Annotated in this window: 14 protein-coding genes; 12 read left to right on the top strand and 2 right to left on the bottom strand. The window is 61.7% G+C overall.

The genetic code is table 11. From position 1 onward, the window contains the following. Window positions 1-69 precede the first annotated feature (69 nt). The 8 genes from ACZM96_RS03720 (at window position 70) to ACZM96_RS03685 (ending at window position 9,040) form a co-directional block, all read left to right on the top strand. Window positions 70-1,155 (top strand): TRAP transporter substrate-binding protein, encoded by a 1,086-nt coding sequence (locus ACZM96_RS03720; protein WP_489487441.1) that lies wholly within the window; start codon window positions 70-72, stop codon window positions 1,153-1,155. A gap of 201 nt (window positions 1,156-1,356) precedes the next feature. Continuing rightward, window positions 1,357-3,264, top strand: coding sequence for a TRAP transporter large permease subunit (locus ACZM96_RS03715; protein ID WP_489487439.1), 1,908 nt, complete (start codon window positions 1,357-1,359; stop codon window positions 3,262-3,264). A gap of 24 nt (window positions 3,265-3,288) precedes the next feature. After that, a complete protein-coding gene (locus ACZM96_RS03710) occupies window positions 3,289-3,519 on the top strand; it encodes a 4Fe-4S dicluster domain-containing protein (RefSeq protein ID WP_489487438.1) in 231 nt (76 codons plus the stop codon). A gap of 9 nt (window positions 3,520-3,528) precedes the next feature. Further along, complete coding sequence (locus ACZM96_RS03705) at window positions 3,529-5,211, top strand: FAD-dependent oxidoreductase (protein ID WP_489487437.1); 1,683 nt, start codon at window positions 3,529-3,531, stop codon at window positions 5,209-5,211. Between the two features lie 60 nt (window positions 5,212-5,271). Then, complete coding sequence (locus ACZM96_RS03700; RefSeq protein WP_294485618.1) at window positions 5,272-5,523, top strand: 4Fe-4S dicluster domain-containing protein; 252 nt, start codon at window positions 5,272-5,274, stop codon at window positions 5,521-5,523. Then, window positions 5,520-7,205 (top strand): FAD-binding protein, encoded by a 1,686-nt coding sequence (locus ACZM96_RS03695; protein WP_489487436.1) that lies wholly within the window; start codon window positions 5,520-5,522, stop codon window positions 7,203-7,205. The genes ACZM96_RS03700 and ACZM96_RS03695 overlap by 4 nt, the downstream gene beginning before the upstream one ends. A gap of 147 nt (window positions 7,206-7,352) precedes the next feature. Continuing rightward, on the top strand, window positions 7,353-8,432 hold the full coding sequence (locus tag ACZM96_RS03690) for a LacI family DNA-binding transcriptional regulator (RefSeq protein WP_489487434.1): 1,080 nt from the start codon (window positions 7,353-7,355) through the stop codon (window positions 8,430-8,432). Then, window positions 8,429-9,040 carry a tetratricopeptide repeat protein gene (locus tag ACZM96_RS03685; RefSeq protein ID WP_489487433.1) on the top strand — a complete coding sequence of 204 codons (612 nt, stop codon included), beginning with the start codon at window positions 8,429-8,431 and terminating at the stop codon, window positions 9,038-9,040. Before ACZM96_RS03690 ends, ACZM96_RS03685 begins: the two co-directional genes overlap by 4 nt. A 133-nt stretch (window positions 9,041-9,173) precedes the next feature. Here ACZM96_RS03685 and ACZM96_RS03680 read toward each other — a convergent pair whose 3' ends face one another. After that, a complete protein-coding gene (locus tag ACZM96_RS03680) occupies window positions 9,174-9,998 on the bottom strand; it encodes a phosphodiesterase (protein WP_489487431.1) in 825 nt (274 codons plus the stop codon). 243 nt (window positions 9,999-10,241) lie between these two features. Further along, window positions 10,242-11,573 carry an MFS transporter gene (locus ACZM96_RS03675; RefSeq protein WP_489487430.1) on the bottom strand — a complete coding sequence of 444 codons (1,332 nt, stop codon included), beginning with the start codon at window positions 11,571-11,573 and terminating at the stop codon, window positions 10,242-10,244. 327 nt (window positions 11,574-11,900) lie between these two features. On the opposite strand from ACZM96_RS03675, the gene ACZM96_RS03670 reads away from it, so the two are divergent. The 4 genes from ACZM96_RS03670 to ACZM96_RS03655 form a co-directional block, all read left to right on the top strand. Next, window positions 11,901-12,977 carry a LacI family DNA-binding transcriptional regulator gene (locus ACZM96_RS03670; protein ID WP_489487428.1) on the top strand — a complete coding sequence of 359 codons (1,077 nt, stop codon included), beginning with the start codon at window positions 11,901-11,903 and terminating at the stop codon, window positions 12,975-12,977. 25 nt (window positions 12,978-13,002) lie between these two features. After that, on the top strand, window positions 13,003-13,431 hold the full coding sequence (locus ACZM96_RS03665; RefSeq protein ID WP_489487426.1) for a C-GCAxxG-C-C family protein: 429 nt from the start codon (window positions 13,003-13,005) through the stop codon (window positions 13,429-13,431). Window positions 13,432-13,536: 105 nt separating this feature from the next. Next, complete coding sequence (locus ACZM96_RS03660) at window positions 13,537-14,490, top strand: ABC transporter substrate-binding protein (protein ID WP_489487424.1); 954 nt, start codon at window positions 13,537-13,539, stop codon at window positions 14,488-14,490. Beyond that, window positions 14,487-14,975: ABC transporter ATP-binding protein (locus ACZM96_RS03655; protein ID WP_489487422.1), on the top strand; the 489-nt coding region annotated here is incomplete at its 3' end. The genes ACZM96_RS03660 and ACZM96_RS03655, both read left to right, overlap by 4 nt.

The following is a 14,975-nucleotide window of genomic DNA, read 5'->3' as shown; positions in this document are numbered from 1 at the left end:
CTTACTCATTCCAATGCGTCCGGAAAACACTTCAAGCCGTGATTTTCCGCGACCGCCCCGGAGGTCTCGATGAACAACGCTGGCAAGTTTCTCTGTTCCGCCCTGCTTGCTCTGGGCATGATGATTCCCGCATCCGCGCAGGCGGCTCCCGAATACGTGCTGAGCCTGAATCTTCCCATTCCGCCCATCCACACACGCTGGCAGGGTCCCCTTCAGGCATGGACGAAGGAAGTGGAAAAGCGCAGTCAGGGCAGACTGAAGATCGAACCCTACTTCGCCGAAGCCCTCAGCCCCCGCGCCGAAGCCTTTGAATCCGTCAAATCCGGCATTGCGGACATCACCGAATGCGCCTACGAGGCCAATTCCGGCCAGTTCCCCTTCCACGAAGGCATTCTTTCCATCTCCTCCCCCGAACTCTATCTCGAAGACGGCACCGCCCTGGTGAAGGGCCTGTACGCCAAGTATCCCCAGGCCCTCAAGGAACTCGACGGCGTGAAGCTGCTCTTCACCCACGCGAGCGGCTCGCTCGTCATCGGCACCACCACCAAGCCCATCCGCACCCTCGAAGACCTCAAGGGCCTCAAGATCAACGCCAACAGCGCCATGATCGCCGAACGCCTGAAGAAGCTCGGCGTCACCGTGGTGTCCCTGCCTCTTTCCGACATCTACTCCGCCATGGAGCAGGGCGTCATTGAAGGCACCACCATGTCTCCCGAACTGCTGGTCTCCCGCCGCTACGGCGACTGCCTGAAGTACGTTACCGAGCTCGCCGTGCAGAACACGCTGTTCTACTGCGTCATCAATCAGGACGTGTACGACTCCCTGCCCGAAGATCTGCGCAAGGTGCTCGACGAAGTTTCCGGCGACTTTGCCGACAAGGCCTTCGCCAACTACTGGGAAAGCGTAGACGTGGAAGCCACCAAGAAGTGGAGAGCCGACATGGGCGGCAAGGAATTCATCCTGTTCTCCGACGCCGACTACGCCAAGGCCCGCGAACTCATGCAGCCTCCGGTCGATGAATGGTTCGAGTCCCTCAACAAGGAAGGCCTCCCCGGCGCCGACATCAAGAAGACCTTCTACGAACTGGAAGGCAAGCTCGGCATCAAGTGGGCGGATTCCCCCATCTACAAGGGATACCTGGAAACCGTAAAGTAATGCTTTCTCAAGGAGCGGGCCGGCGCTGCCGGATCATGCCCGGGAGAGGCTTGCCCCGGACAGCGCGGCCCGGACTCTCCGCCCTGCCGACGAACTCCCGGCAGCTGCGACTTTCCGAGGCCCGCTCCGCCTTTTTTCTTCTCCGACCCTCCGCGCCGAGAGCGCGCTCAGTCTGCGTCTTCGCCTTTTTCGGGAGAGCCCATGTCAACGTCAACGATGCCCCGCGAATACCCCCTGCTCGAAAAGATATGCGCCTCCAGCGCATTCATTGAAAAGCCGCTGCGCTGGTGCGGCAACGTCGGTATTTTCTTTTTCTTCCTCATGGTGGTCATCACCTTTGCGGACGTCTTTCTTCGCTACTTCTTCGGCAGGCCGCTCGACGGCACCGTGGAAATCACCGGCCTCATGATGGCCATGATCGTGTTCTCGTACACCGGCTACGCCCAGTACACGAAAACGCACATCAACATGGACATCATCACCCACAAGCTCCAGCCCGACACCAAGGCCGCGCTGGAATTCGCCACCACGGTATGGTCCACCTTCACCATAGCCATGTGCATCTACGCCATGACCCGCTACGGCATGACCAACCAGAAGGCGACCCCCATTCTCGGCATTCCCTACGCACCCTTCATCTTTCTCGGCGTGGCCGGCGTGTGCCTGCTCTTCCTCGCCCTCGTGCGCGACACCCTCGTCACCCTGCTGGAAATGCTGCGTCAGGCCGGAAGTACGAAAATCATCCTCGGCGTGGCGCTCGCCGTCATTCCCCTGCTCGTGGCCTGGTACTTCGGCACCCACCGCATCATCGGTCTGAGCGGCCTGCATGTGGGCATCGTGGGCATCGTCGTGCTGTTCACCCTCTTCTTCCTCGGCATGCCCATCGGCTTCGCTCTCATGGCCACGGGCCTGCTCTTCGTCTGCGTGCTGCGCGGACAGCTGGCCGGCATCAACATGTTCGGCAATTCCTGGTTCAACACCGTGTCCAACTACACCTGGGCGCCCCTCATGTCCTTCATGCTCATGGGCTACGCCTGCTACTACAGCCGCTTCGGCGAAGATCTCTACCGCCTCGGCACGGCCTGGATAGGCCACATGCGCGGCGGCCTTGCCATCGGCACCGTGGCCGCCTGCACCCTCTTCGGCGCCGTGGTGGGCGACACGCTCTCCGGCACCATCGCCATGTCGGCCATCGCCCTGCCCGAAATGCGCAAGGCCCGCTACGACGACAAGCTCGCCCTCGGCACCCTTTCCTGCTCGGGCACCATCGGTTCGCTCATTCCGCCTTCCACCACCTTCATTCTCTACGGCGTGCTGGCCGAGCAGTCCATCGGCGACCTGTTCATGGCTGGCATTCTGCCCGGTCTGCTCTGCATGGTCTGCTTCATGGGCATCGTATGGCTCATGGTGCTCAAGAATCCCGATCTGGCTCCCCGCCGCGAAAAGGCTCCTCTGGCCGAACGCGTTTCCTCCCTCAAGGGCGGTCTGCCCATCGTGCTGCTGTTCATTCTCGTCATCGGCGGCATCTACGGCGGCCTGTTCACCGCCACCGAAGGCGGCGCCATCGGCGCGGCGGGCACCCTCATTCTCGGCCTCGTCATGGGCAGGCTGAAGTGGTCCAACTTCCGCAAGTCCATGGAGGAATCCAGCCGCTTCACCGCCATGTGCTTCACCCTGCTCGGCGGCGCCACCATCCTCGGCTACTTCATGACCATGTCCCGCATGCCCACCATGCTCGCCAACTCCATCGCCTCCCTCGACGTGGCTCCCATCGTGGTCATGTGCGTCATCGTCATCGTCATGTGCGTGCTCGGCTGCTTTCTGCCCGCCATTCCCCTCATCCTCATCACGGTGCCCATCTTCCTGCCCATCGCCAAGAGCTTCCACTGGGATCTGGTCTGGTTCGGCGTGATCTTCGCCATTCTGAACAACATGGCTTCCATAACGCCGCCGTTCGGCATCAACCTGTTCGTCATGAAAGGCGTGGCGGACGTGCCCCTCGGACTCATCTTCCGGGCGGCCACGCCCTTTGTGCTGGCCCTGTTCCTCTGCCTTGCGCTCATCATCGCCTTCCCTTCGATTTCCCTCCTCATTCCCAGCCTCATGTAGGCCAACCGCATCAAGGAGATTTCCATGCCTCCCATCATCCATGCCGACCGCTGCACTCATTGCGGCATGTGCGCGACCATCTGCCCCATGAACATCTTCAAGCACGAAAAGGGGCAGACGCCCCGGGTGGCCTACCCGGAAGAATGCTGGCACTGCAACGCCTGCGTTCTCGACTGCCCGACCCATGCCGTGGAACTGCGCCTTCCCCTCAACTATATGGTTCTGCATGTCGATGCGAACACCCTGCACGCCTAGGAGACAGCCATGCTTGCATTCAATCCTCCCCTTTCCACTGATGTCCTGGTTGTCGGCGGCGGCATAGGCGGTCTGTGTGCGGCCATTTCCGCCGCCCGCGCCGGAGCCAAGACCATGGTGGCCGAAAAGGCCGACACCCGCCGCTCCGGTTCCGGCGCCACGGGCAACGACCACTTTGCCTGCTATTACCCCAAGGCCCACGGCAGCGACATCCGCGTCATTCTCAAGGAACTGCGTCAGAGCCTCGTGGGCGCCTACCACGATGAAAAACTCTCCCTGCGCTTCCTGGAAGAGAGCATCCACATGGTGGACCGCTGGCAGGAATGGGGCATCAACATGAAGCCCTTCGGCGACGACTACGAATTCATGGGGCACGCCTATCCCGGCCGTCCGCGCATCTGGCTCAAGTACGACGGTCACAATCAGAAGCAGGTGCTCACCAGACAGGCCAAAAAGGAAGGCGTGGAAATCGTCAACCACATGCCCGTCATCGACCTCATCAAGATCGACGGCGAAATTGCTGGCGCGCTTGCTCTGGACGTTTCCAAGGATACGCCCAGCTTCACCGTCATCCGCGCCAAGAAGGTGGTGCTCTCCACCGGTACGGCCAACCGTCTGTATCCGGCCGCGGGCTCGCCGGGCTGGCCCTTCAACACGGCCTTCTGCCCCGCCTGCACGGGCGCCGCTCAGGCGCAGGCCTGGCGCATCGGCGCGAAGATGGTGAACATGGAAATGCCCAACCGTCACGCCGGTCCCAAGTTCTTCGCCCGCGCGGGCAAGTCCACCTGGATAGGCGTGTACCGCTATCCCAACGGCAAGCTGCTCGGCCCCTTCGTGGACAGAGCCACCCGCTATGTGGGCGACATCACCTGCGACGTGTGGAACTCCGCCTACACCGACGTGCTTCTGAACGGCAGCGGCCCCGCCTACATCGACTGCACCCAGACCAAGCCCGAAGACCTCGCCTTCATGCGCGAGGGCATGATCAGCGAAGGACTTACCACGCTGGTGGACTACATGGACCGCACCGGCCTCGACGTTTCCAAGCACGCCGTGGAATTCATGCAGTATGAGCCGCACATCATCGGCCGCGGCCTGGAAATCGACATCGACGGCCAGACCTCCGTTCCCGGCCTCTACGCCGCAGGCGACATGGTGGGCAACTTCCGCGCCGACATCGCTGGCGCGGCCGTGTACGGCTGGATTGCGGGCGGTCACGCCGGCGCTTCCGCCGCCTCCTGCGAGCTCAAGAATGCCGAAACTTCGCCCTGGGTTGCGGAACGCGCGCAGCTCTACAGCAGCTTCATGGAACGTGAAAGCGGCGCGGCCTGGAAGGAAGCCAACCTCGCCGTGCAGCAGATCATGGATTCCTACGCCGCTGCGGGTCCGCATCGTCTGCGTTCGGCCACGCTGCTCACCGCCGGTCTGAAGTACATGGCCGATCTGCGCAAGAACGCGATCAACGAAATCTCCGTGCCGGACGCGCACAGCCTCATGAGAGCCATCGAAACCCTCGACCTCATGGACAACGGCGAAATCATCATGCACGCCGCCCTCGAACGCAAGGAAACCCGCGGCATGCACATGCGCTCCGACTACACCTTCACCAACCCCCTGCTCTCCGACAAGTTCCTCGACGTCTGGCAGGAAAACGGCACCGTCCGCACCGAATGGCGTCAGTGCTGGAATTAGCCCCCTGTTGCAGCGCCGCCCCGAGGGGCGGCGCTCCCCGCACATCAAAGGAGAAACGTCATGCCTCCCGTTATTGATCCCAGTAAATGCGTAGGTTGCGGAACCTGCGCCGATATCTGCAACTCCAATATCTTCGTGTTCGACCGCTCCAAGGACAAAATGCCTCAGGTCAAATTCCCGGACGAATGCTGGCACTGCGACTCCTGCGTGCTCGACTGTCCCAAGGGCGCCATCACGCTCCGTATTCCTCTGGCGTTCACGCTGCTGCACGTCGATGCCGACTCCCTTAAACCCCAGGAGGCGAAGTCATGATTCCTGTTTCCAAGACTATTGAAGCCGATGTCGTCATCGTTGGCGGCGGTATCGGCGGGGCCATGGCCGCCATTGCGGCATCCGAAGGCGGAGCCAAGCGCGTGGTCGTGCTGGAAAAGTGCCATGTGAAGCGTTCCGGCTCCGGGGCCACGGGCAACGATCATTTCAGCTGCTACATTCCCGAAGTCCACGGCGACGACGTGGAACCCGTGCTCACCGCCCTCATGAACAGCCTCGTGGGACAGGCCAAGGACGTGGAACTCATGCGCCTGCACCTTCTGGAGAGCTTCGACATCGTGAAGAAGTGGGAAGAATGGGGCATCAACATGCGTCCCCTCGGCCGCTGGAACTTCCAGGGACACGCCCTGCCCGGCAAGCCCCGCGCCTTCCTGAAATTCGACGGCCGCAAGCAGAAGGCCGTGCTCGCCGAACAGATGAAGAAACACGGCGTCACCGTGCTCAATCATCATCCCGTGGTGGAGCTCGCCAAGGAAAACGGCCGCGTCTGCGGCGCGCTCGCCATCGACGCCAGCCAGCCCGAACCCTCGTTCGTGCTGGTGAGCGCTCCCTGCGTCATTCTGTCCACGGGCCTCACCCATCGGCTCTACGTCAACGGCTCCACGCCCAACTATCTGTTCAACACCGCCCACTGCCCCAACAACGCCGGCGGTCAGGCCCTCGGCTGGCGCATCGGCGCGAGCATGGTGAACATGGAAATCCCCTACACCCACGCCGGCACCAAGTACCTGCAGCGCGCAGGCAAGGCCACGTGGATAGGCGTGTACCGCTACCCCGACGGCAAGCCGCTCGGCCCCTTCGTGACCAAGCCCGATCCTGAATACGGCGACGTCACCTCCGACATCTGGAACTCCGCCTTCCTCGACGTCATGCACAACGGACGCGGCCCCGCCTACCTCGACTGCTCGGAAAACACGCCCGAAACTCTGGCCTACATGCGCAAGGCCATGTTCGACGAAGGCCTCTCCGCCCTCATCGCCTACATGGACGCCAAGGGCATTGATCCGGCGAAGCACGCCGTGGAATTCACCCGCTTCGAGCCCATCCTGCACGGACGCGGCCTCGACGTGGACAAGAACGGACAGACCACCGTGCCCGGCCTCTACGCCGCGGGCGACATGGTGGGCAACGCGGGCTGCGGCCTCGGCCTCGCCGCCTGGATGGGCTGGAGAGCCGGTCACGCCGCCGCGGCCGACGCCGCCACCGCCAAGGGCAGCGCGGATCTTGCCGAGAATCCCGCCATCAAGGCCAAGATGGAGCTGCTCTCTTCCTTCATGGACAGAGAAATCGGCGCGGAATGGCAGGAAGCCAACATCGCCCTCACCCAGATCATGAGCGACTACGCCAACGTGGGCCCCTACAACGTGCGTTCCGAAACGCTGCTCAAGGCCGGTCTCGGCTACCTGGCTCAGCTGCGCGAGGAAACGAACGCCAACATGAAGGCCTCCTGCTCCCACACCCTCATGCGCGCGGCGGAAGTGCTCGACCTGTTCGACTGCGCCGAATGCATCATGCGCTCCGCGCTGGAGCGCAAGGAAACCCGCGGCAATCACAAGCGTGCGGACTACACCTTCACCAATCCGCTTCTTGCCGACAAGATGCTCGACGTCACGAAACAGGACGACGGTTCCGTCGTCACCTCGTGGCGCAACATGAAACATTGATGGAACGGGGGAGCCTGCTCCCCCGCGTTCATCCACGAAAGGGCCGGGAATTCCGTCATCCCGGCCCTTCTTTTTTCTCCAGAAGACGCTCTCGGCCATTTGACGAAAACCGGGCTTGCCGTTAGCTTCCTTTTCTGGAGAACCACCGTGAATGCCAAGAAAAAAGTGACGCTGGAAGACGTGAGCCGCAACGCGGGCGTGTCGCTGAGCTCCGTTTCCATGATCCTCAACGCCCGGGCCGACGTGTCCTTTTCCCCGGAAACGGTGCAGAAGGTGCGCCAGGCCGCCAAGGAACTCGGCTACCGCGCTCCCTCGCGGCGCGCCAAAGGCCGCCTGCCGGGAAGAAACGTGGTGTTCATCGTCACGCCGAACATCGCCAACGCCTATTATTCCGGGCTGGTGCAGGCCATTCAGCAGGCCGCCGAGGAACGCAGCTTTTCCACGCTCATCTTCACCACCTACCGCGAGGCCAAAAAGGAAGAGGAAGTCATGAACATGGCCCTGGCGCTGGGCGCCGCGGGCATGATCTTCACGCTCACCCCCCAGAGCCTGCGCAAGGTGGAAAAACTCAACGGCAAGATTCCCGTCGTGGTCATGGGCGACAAGAACTCCAGCCCCAAAATCGACACCGTGGAGCTCGACAACTACAGCGCCGGCGTGCTCATAGCGCGTCACATGCTGAGCCTCGGCCACAGGCACATCGCCTTCATTTCCGCCATGATGAACGCCACCAACGCCATACGTCTGCGCAGACTGCAGGGCGTGAAGGACGTCTATGCCGAAAACCCCGGCTGTTCCGTTCAGGTGTTCACCAGAGACTACACTCCGCACGAGGAACTCAACAGCATCGATCTGGAACAGCGCATAGGCTACGAGCTCGCCGCGGACTGCCTGAAGAAGAAAAGCCGCATTTCCGGCTTCGTGGCCGTGAACGACTTCATCGCCTACGGCGTGCTCGACGCCATTGCGGACAAGGGCTTCCGCGTGCCCGAAGACTACAGCGTGTGCGGATTCAACAATCTGTCCTCCTCCCGCATTTCGCGCGTGGGACTCACCACCGTGGAACAGCAGACGCAGGCCAGAGCCCGCAGCGCCTTCGACATTCTCTACGAGCGCATCTGCGGCGGCGACGCCGTCAGCGACCTCACCCGCATGGAATACACCCATCATCTGCTGGAACGCCGTTCCACGGCTCCGGCCCGGCAGTCTCTGCAGGAGAAATCATGAAGAATCTCGCTCTGTGCGTTCTTTGCCTCGCGCTGCTCTCCGGCTGCAGCATGTCGTCTCTGCCCTTCCTCGGCGACGACGACGGCACGCCGCCCCCCGCAACAGCAAAAAAATCTCCCGACCGCAAGCCGACCTTCGGCGTGTCGCCGGAAGCGCAGACCTATCTTTCGCAGGCCATGGAATACTGGACGCCTTCCGGCGAATGCACGAATCCGGGACGCGCCGCCGCCCTGCTCGACAAAGCCGTGGACGCCGATCCGCTGGATCCCGCGCCCTACCTCATGCGCAGCCTGGCCCTGAGCGATCTCGGCTACTTCAACGAAGCCTTCGACGACGCCACGCGGGCCATCCGTCTTTCCCCCACGGCGGAAGCCTACGCCACGCGCGGTCTGGTGTGCCTGAAGCAGCATCAGCCCGAAGGCGCGCAGCGCGACTTCGCCTACGCGGAAAAAATCAATCCCAACGAGCCGCTCATCTACGTGTACCGCGCCGCGGGAGCCTTTCTCGACGGGCGCAACGGCGACGCCTGCGCCGATTTGAAAAAAGCCTGCGATCTCGGCCACTGCCGCCCCTGGAACACCGCCACGGAAAACAAGCTCTGCCGCTGACGGAAAAAAAGGATTTCCACGCAAAAAGGCCGCCGCTTCTCAAGAAGCGGCGGCCTTTTCGAGGAGGAATGACAGGGACAGGGGACCCTGGCAATCACACGCCCTTCGGCTGATCCTCAGGGCGTGGAAACGTTTATTCTTCCGTGGGATTCACGGAATCGAGGAAGCGGTACGGGCCTGCGTAGGTGGGCGTGCCGTAGATCTGGCAGACATGGGTGTTCCACGCGCCGTCGCGCCAGTCGTGCAGCAGATAGCCGGGGGCTTCCATCACGAAGGTGTCGCCGCCTTCGGGAGAGAAGTCGAGGTCGATCTGCATGGAGGCGGCAGGAGCCGTCAGGGCCATCACTCCGCCCCACTGCGTGAAGATGGGACGGTGCATGTGACCGCAGCACAGACGCACCCAGGGAGCCTTTTCCAGAATGCCGCGCAGACGATCCACGTTTTCATAGGGCTCGTCCATGGCGCCCATGCCCGTGACGAAGGGCGGATGATGCATGAACACCAGCGTGGGCACGCCGGGGCGACGCGCCAGTTCCTTTTCCAGCCACGCGGCGCACTGTTCCGGCACGTGTCCGGAATGGGAGCCGGGACTCATGCTGTCCATCATGAGGAAACGCACTTCGTCCTCTTCCACGGCATAGCACAGCCAGGGCTCGGTTTCGGGGTTTTCGGGGCACCAGCCCTTGAGGATGGAACGCATTCTGTCGCGCCGGTCGTGGTTGCCGGGAACAGCGTAGATGGGAATGTTCAGAGGGGAGAGCGCGTCGTAGAGCATGTGGTAGGCGTGCTCGTCGCCGCTGTCGGCCAGATCGCCGGTAATGACCATCATGTCCGGCTTCTGCGCCAGTCCGAAAAGATGCTTCGCCGCCGCCTCAAGACATTTCGGGGTGTCCACCACGCGAAAGGAAAGGCGGCCGTCTCCGCGAAGATGAAAATCTGAAATCTGAAGTACTCGCATGATAATTTCCTTGCGTCAGGGGGAATCCCTTCCGCGTCCGGGTCAGATGTTTTCCATGTCGCCACCCGGGGGCGAACAGCGTCACGTCCGCGCTGCCGATCCTGTCGATGCGGCATGCGCAGGCGTGGACGACGGACGTCTTTTTGCATTCCGCCCGGCCCGGAGTCCGGGCCGGGGCGTCGGACGCTGAAAAAACGATGCGCCGGAAGCGAACCGGGAGGGGAAATCCCCTCCCGACAATCGCTATACGTGTTCCACGTCGTCGCCGAGGCGGCGGACCGCAGCGTTGTGCTTGCGCTGCACGATGAAGGCCGAAATGCCGCTCGTAGCCGCAGCCAGCATGGTGTAGAGGCACACGTAGATGGGATCGCCGTCGGCAATCTTGATGAAGTAGGTGCACAGGCCGGGCACGATGCCGGCCACGAGGAAGCCGGGGAACTGATACACGATGGAAATGCCGGTGTAGCGCACGTCGGCGGGGAAGAGATCGGAGAACAGGGCGGCTTCAGGACCGAACACACCGGCGTAGAACACGCTGATGGGAACGATGATGGCGATGCCGATCATGAACAGATTGCCTTCACTCGCGCCCATGAGCCAGAAGGCGGGGAAGATGGACAGACCGCAGAGAATGCTGGCCACGCCGTACACCAGGCCGCGGCCGTAGCGGTCGGCAAGACGTCCGGCAATGAGGATGAAGGGGCACATGACCAGAGCGGAGATCATGACCATGGAGAGGGCTTCGGTGCGCGGCACGTTCACGTACTGCACGAGATAGGTGATGACGAACACGGCCAGCACGTTGAAGAACACGCCGTCGATCCAGCGGGCGCCGATGCCGAGAGCGATGTTGCCGGGATGTTCCTTGCACACCTTGACGATGGGCAGGGTCTTCTTTTCCTTGTCCTGATGGGCCTTTTCCTGAGCCTTCTGGAAGTCGGGAGTTTCAAGGATGTGCATGCGGACGTAGAGAGCCACGCAGACCAGCAGCACGCTCACGAGGAAGGCCAGTCTCCAGCCCCAGGCGAGGAACTGCTCGTCGGTGAGGCCCCAGGAGAGCAGGGCCACCACGCCGGAAGACAGGCACAGGCCCGTGGCCAGACCCATCTGCGGGATGCTGGCGTAGAAGGCGCGTTCCTTCTTGCTGGCGTATTCATAGGTCATGAGCACGGCGCCGCCCCATTCGCCGCCGAGGCCGAGGCCCTGGCAGAGACGGAACGTCTGCAGAATGATGGGCGCGGCAATGCCTATCTGCGCATAGGTGGGCACAAGGCCGATGCCGATGGTGGCAAGGCCCATGATGAGCATGGTGAGCACGAGCATGCTCTTGCGGCCCAGCCGGTCGCCGAAGTGGCCGAACACGAATCCGCCGAAGGGACGGGCCAGATAGCCGATGGCAAAGGTGCTGTAGGCGAGAAGCGTACCAATGAAGGGATCTTCCGTGGGGAAGTACAGCTTGTTGAAGACGATGCCCGCGACAACGCCGTACAGGAAGAAGTCGTACCATTCAATGGTGGCTCCGAGAAGGCTGGCCAGTACCACCTTGCGGATCTCTTTTTTGCTGGGCGCGCTCATAATAAAGCTCCTGATGAAGATTGAGGAAAGTTTTCCCCGGGGCTTGCAGAGAAGTTTACTAAAATTTTAATTAAAATACCCAAGAAGTTTTAATTAAAATTTTAATAAAATTTCCACACAGCCGCGGTTCATGTTTTTTTCCTTGTACGGCTATTCCAGCAATTAAGCAAGGAAAATTATCATTTTTTCTAAAAGCTAAAAATTTAATATTTTAAATCGATGCGTTCCAATTTTCAAAATTTATTTTTAAAATTTTAGTAAATCTCGCCTCCCGTCGTTTGACGAAATTCCGCCTTGCCGTTAGCCTGCTGCCTGGAGAGAGCTCCCATGACGACGAAAAAAAGAATCACTCTGGAAGACGTGAGCCGGACGGCCGGCGTTTCGCTGACCACCGCTTCCATGATACTCAGCGGAAGACCGGACGTGTCCTTCTCCCCCGAAACCGTGCAGAACGTGCGCCATACGGCCGACGTTCTGGGCTATCGCGCGCCCGTGCGGCGCAGAAGCCGTCCGCTGTCTTCCAGAAAGCTCGTGCTCATCGTGAGCCCCAACGTCGGCAACGCCTACTATGCCAACATGGTGCAGGCCATTCAGCAGTCTGCGGAGCAGCACGGCGTTTCCACGCTCATCTTCACCACCTACCGCGACGCCGAAAAGGAAAAGGAAATCCTCGATATGGCGCTGGAAATGGGAGTTTCGGGCATGGTGTTCACCATGATGCCCCAGAGCGTGGAGCAGCTGGAAAAGGTCAACCGCAGCCTGCCCATCGTGGTCATCGGCGACAGGAACACCAGCCTCAACGTGGATACCGTGGAGCTCGACAACTACAGCGCAGGCATGCTGGTGGGGCGTCACATGCTCGGGCTCGGGCACAAGCACATCGCCTTCATTTCCACCACGCTCAACAACGCCAACGCCATACGCATACGCCGGCTCGACGGCGTGCGCGCCGTCTATGCCCAGGAACCGGACACCTCCGTGCAGGTGTTCACCCGCGAAATCACGCCTCTTGAGGAACTGAACGACATCGGCATAGAACACAGCACGGGCTACGAGCTCACCATGGACTGCCTGAAACGCTGCCCGGACATTTCCGGCATCGTGGCGGTCAACGACTTCGTGGCCTACGGCGTGCTCGACGCGCTGGAAGACAAGGGGCTGAAAGTGCCGGACGACTACAGCGTGTGCGGCTTCGACAATCTCTCCGCCTCCCGCTTCTGGAACGTCGGCCTCACGTCCGTGGAACATCACATCGAGGAAAAAGGCAGAAACGCCTTCACCATTCTCTACGAGCGCATGACCGGCAACAGCACGCCCAACAACATCACGCGCGTGGAATTTTCCCATCATCTGCTGGAAAACCGCTCCACCGCGCCTTTCCGTCCCTCCCGGGAAAAACACTGATTCCGTCCTTTAAAAGGAAGGTTCCATGACCACGACCGTGCAGCGCGTCCATGACCTCTACTGGAACAGCAACCTCAACTGCGCACGCGCCATGCTCGCCTGTCTCGGCGAGACCTTCGGCGTGACCGTGGCCCCGCAGACCTTCCACGCCGCCGTCGGCATGCACGGCGCAGGCAGATTCCGCGCCCAGTGCGGCCTTGTGGAAGGCGCGCTCATGTTCATCGGCATTCTCGGCACGGAGCGCGGCAAGACGGAAAAGGACATAGAAACGCTCTGCCGCAGCTTTGCCGAAGCCTTCACGGCGCGTTTCGGCTCCCTGCTCTGCCGCGATCTTCGGCCCGAAGGCTTTCTGCCTTCCGATCCGCCCCACGCCTGCGAAGGCATCACCGCGGAAGCCGTGGATTTTGCCAAACGCTTCCTTGCCGACGCCGGATTCCGCCCGCAGCAGGACTGACTTCCGCACACTTGGCAAAACTTCGCCCGGCCGACGGCCGGGCACGTCCCCTTTTGCCGACGCCGCCTTGTCCCGTTCAAACCTTCAACACTCAAGGGAACGCCCATGTCCGTACTGAAAAAAGCCGCCCTCGCCCTGACGCTTGCCCTGTTCTGCGTCCATGCCGCCCAGGCAGCCGACGCCCTGAAAATAGGCTCCCTGCCCGCCGCGGACTCGCTCATTCTGCACGCTGCGCAAAAAGACGGCGTGTTCGCCGCCCACGGCCTCGATGTGGAAGTCGTGCCCTTCCAGAGCGCTCTGGAACTCGGCGCCGCCATGCGCGCAGGCTCGCTCGACGGTCACTTCGGCGACATCATCAACGTGCTCATGCAGAACGAAAACGGCGCGCCGCAGATCATTGTGGCCACCACCTCCCACTCCTCGCCGAAGGCGCGCTTCTTCGGCCTGGCCGTCAGCCCGAAATCTTCCGCCGAGTCGCTGGCCGATCTCAAGGGCAAGACCTGCTCCATCGGCCGCGCCACCATCGTGGATTTCGTGCTCGACTCGCTGCTTGCGCAGGAAGGCGCGGCCGGTTCGCTGGAAAAACGCGACATCCGGCAGATTCCGGTGCGGCTTCAGATGCTGCTCTCCGGGCAGATAGAATCCGCGCTGCTGCCCGAACCTCTGCTCTCCCTGGTGGAAGGTCAGGGCGCGCGCGTGCTCCTCGACGACAGAAAGCTCGACATGCCTCTTGCCGTCATCGCGCTGCGAAAGCCGGACAATGCCGACGATCCGGCCTTTGCCGACCGCATTCAGCGCTTCCGCGCAGCGCTCAAGGAAGAGGCCGAGCGCATCAACGCCGCGCCCGATGCCTACAAGGCCATGATGCAGCAGCTCGGCCTGCTCGCGCCCAAGGCCGCGGAGCACTACGCCATGCTCCGCTTTGAAGAACCCTTCACGCCGCTGGGCCTGCCCTCGGAAGAGGATCTGCAGCGCTACGCCGAGTGGATGCAGCAGAACAGACTGCTCAAAAAGGGCCTTCCCGCCCTGAGCGACGTCGTGTTTCAGGAAAAAAAATGAGTGAAGAGATGCTGCGCGTCGCCTCGCTGGGCAAGAGCTTCGGAAACAACGTCGTGCTCGACGACGTTTCCTTTGACCTGCCCGCTGGGGCGTCTCTGGCCATCATCGGGCCGTCCGGCTGCGGCAAGAGCACGCTGCTTTCCATCATTGCCGGGCTTACTCCGGCAAGCTGCGGCAGCGCCTCGCTGCCTTTACAGTGGAAAACGGCCTTCATTCTTCAGGACTACGGCCTCTTCCCCTGGAAAACCGTGCGCGACAATCTGGCGCTTCCCCTGCAGCTTCGCGGCGCAGGAAGAAAGGAACGCGCCGCCGCCGTGGCCGACATGCTGAAGGAACTCGGTCTGGAAGGACTGGAGCAGCGCTTTCCGGTGCAGCTTTCCGGCGACCAGCGCCAGCGCGTGGCCATCGGCCGCGCCCTCGTCTCCCGCCCCGACCTTCTGCTCATGGACGAACCCTTTGCCGCGCTCGACGCCATCACCCGCGAG

This window comes from Mailhella sp., from assembly GCF_057866825.1.
Note: the sequence above shows the minus strand (reverse complement) of the source record. Positions and strands in the feature narration are given on the sequence as shown.